Source organism: Inquilinus sp. OTU3971 (assembly GCF_038440215.1).
This window is the reverse complement of the sequence record NZ_JASATH010000434.1, coordinates 1-636: the sequence shown is the minus strand read 5'-3', so window position 1 is coordinate 636 and position 636 is coordinate 1. Positions and strand designations below refer to the sequence as shown.

The 636-nt window shown below is 73.3% G+C and carries 1 protein-coding gene; it reads right to left on the bottom strand.

Features of this window, described 5'->3' with window-relative positions; genetic code table 11:
- Positions 1-636, bottom strand: a 636-nt coding sequence (locus tag AAHM41_RS40300) for an AMP-binding protein (RefSeq protein ID WP_342242274.1), incomplete at both ends; no start/stop codon positions are given.

Sequence of the window (636 nt, the reverse complement as noted above, 5' to 3'; positions counted from 1 at the left end):
TAGAGGTCGACCGGCGGGCAGCGGCCGGTCTGCTCGGCCCAGGCAGCCATCTCGTTGATGTAGACCGGCGGGAAGCCGGCATTGGTGACGCCGTGGCGGCCGATCGCCGCCAGCGTCTTCTCGGCCGGCCACAGGCTCTCGTCGCGCAGCACCAGGCTGGCGCCGCAGGTCAGCGCGGTCAGCCAGCGCTCATGCGCGCCGTCGAAGCTGAAGGCGATGAAATGGAACTCGCGCGAATCCTGATCCATGTCGTAGAGCGGCGCGGTCACCCGGCAGTGCATGGCCAGCGGACCATGGGCGACGGCGACGCCCTTCGGCTTGCCGGTCGACCCCGAGGTGTAGATCACATAGGCCAGGTTGTCGGGATGCAGCGCCACCGCCGGCCCCGCCTCGGCCTCTCCGGCCTCGACCAGGACCCGCTCCAGCCCCTGCGGCAGCCTCCCGGCCAGCGACGCCTGGGTCACCGCCAGCCGCAGCCCGCTGTCCGCCGCCACCTCCGCCAGCCGCGCCGCCGGCGCGTCCGGCGCCAGCGGCACATAGGCCCCGCCGGCCTTCAGCACCGCCAGCAGCGCCACCAGCAGCTCCACCGACCGCTCCAGCACCACCCCGACCAGCACGTCCGGCCCGACGCCAGCT